The organism is Methylophaga sp. UBA5088 (assembly GCF_002414625.1).
Classification (GTDB): Bacteria; Pseudomonadota; Gammaproteobacteria; order Nitrosococcales; family Methylophagaceae; genus Methylophaga; species Methylophaga marina.
In genome coordinates, this window is record NZ_DIAC01000119.1 from 3,215 (window position 1) to 5,109 (window position 1,895).

1 protein-coding gene is annotated in these 1,895 nt (G+C 45.8%); it reads right to left on the reverse strand.

Features of this window, described 5'->3' with window-relative positions; translation table 11 throughout:
• A partial coding sequence (locus tag B4K20_RS14895) for a putative bifunctional diguanylate cyclase/phosphodiesterase (protein ID WP_289283514.1) occupies positions 1 to 1,895 on the reverse strand: 1,895 nt, incomplete at both ends.

Consider the following 1,895-nt stretch of genomic DNA (forward strand, 5'->3'; position numbering starts at 1 on the left):
TAACCGTAATGCCTTCTGTCTTGGTGTGAGTGATAAACGAGATGCTGATACCCAGCCTACTTCAGCATGATAATGTCTGAGCCACGACATCACGTCATCGCTTGGCATGGGTCTGGCTATGCCATAGCCCTGAGCGTTTTCGCAGCCAATCAACAACAACATTAATCCATGCTCGACCGTCTCAACACCTTCTGCAATGACTTGTCTGTCGAACGCTTCAGCCAGGCCGGTTACACCATCAACAATCGTATAGTCCTGTGGATCATCAAGCATGTCACGAATAAAGCTTTGGTCGATTTTAATCGTATCGGCACTCAAGTGACGTAAATGTGTCAGTGAGGAGTAGCCAGTACCAAAATCATCCAATGCCACTGATACACCAATGGAATCCTTGCATTGCCTTATGACCTTGGTGATGGCCCCAATATCACCTAGAGCGGTGGTTTCGACTATTTCCAGTTGTAGGTATTCCGGCCCAATATCGGGATACTCGGCCAGTAACGTCTCCATGTCACTTACAAAGGCATCAGATTGTAAATGGTAAGAGGCAATGTTGACACTGATGGAGATCATATACCCTTGCTGGTGTAGGAACTGGAGTTGCTTAAGTGCTTGCTGCAAGACCCACCGTCCGATCTCAATTTCTAGTTCGCTGTCAGCAATCACGGGCAAAAACTTGAGCGGTGTTAATAATCCCCTCGTTGGATGCTGCCAACGTATCAGTGCTTCCATGCCAAAGACTTCACCGTTTGTCATGTTCACTTTTGGTTGATAGAACAAACAGAACTCATCGGTTTTTAAGGCCTGACGGATATCATGCAACAGCTGTTGTTTTTCTATAGTCAGCTGATTATCGGCTGGGTTGAATAGCTGGTAGTGATTCCGACCAGATAATTTTGCCTGGTACATACTTTGATCAGCATGGCGGAGTAGCGTGTCCAGATCATCGCTTTCCTGTGTATAAAAACTAACCCCACTGGAAGCACTGATAGTCAGGCGTAAATCATCTACGTAGTATGGCTGAGCAATAGAGTGGTGTATCCGTTTCAACATGTCTTCACATTCCTGTAAAGACTCCACATCACGAAAGATGATGGCAAACTCATCACCACCAAACCTTGAGATGGTATCTTCTTCCCGAACATTGTTTCGTAAGCGATTAGCCACCTCAATTAGCAGCTGATCGCCAACATCATGTCCATAGGTATCATTGACCGGCTTAAAATCATCGAGATCCAGAAAGCAAATTGCCAGCATCGTTTTTGCACGTTTACAATGCGCCACTGCCTGTAAGAAACGATCAGCCAGCAAGGCACGATTGGGAAGCTTAGTCAGCACGTCATAATGGGCCATCAATTCCAAGGTATCTTGCTGCTGTTTGGCATTGGTAATATCTGAAAACAATCCGACAAAATGACGTGTTGCACCGTCGTCATCAGTCAATGATGAGACCGTTAACAACTCTGCATAAAGCTCACCATTTTTCCTGCAGTTCCATACCTCTCCCTGCCAATAGCCATGGTCGCTGATGGATTTCCACATGTTCTGAAAGAACTCAGGCGAGTGCTTTCCGGAACTCAATAAGTGAGGTGTCTGACCTATCGCCTCTTCACGACTATAGCCTGTGATATGACTAAAGGCGGGGTTCACATCGGTGATAACGCCTTTGGTATCCGTGATCATGATGGCTTCATGAGCCTGATTAAAGACCCGTGAAGAAAAACGTAGCTGCTCTTCAGCCTCTTTACGCACAGTGATGTCATAAATCACTAGCAAGGTCTCATCTCCAAGCGTATTCTCAACTACGGATGAGCTGACCAGGGCTACTCGAGGTTTGCCTTTTTTCGTCTCAATATCAATCTCGAAAGCATGACTCATACTACTGATATGAGCAT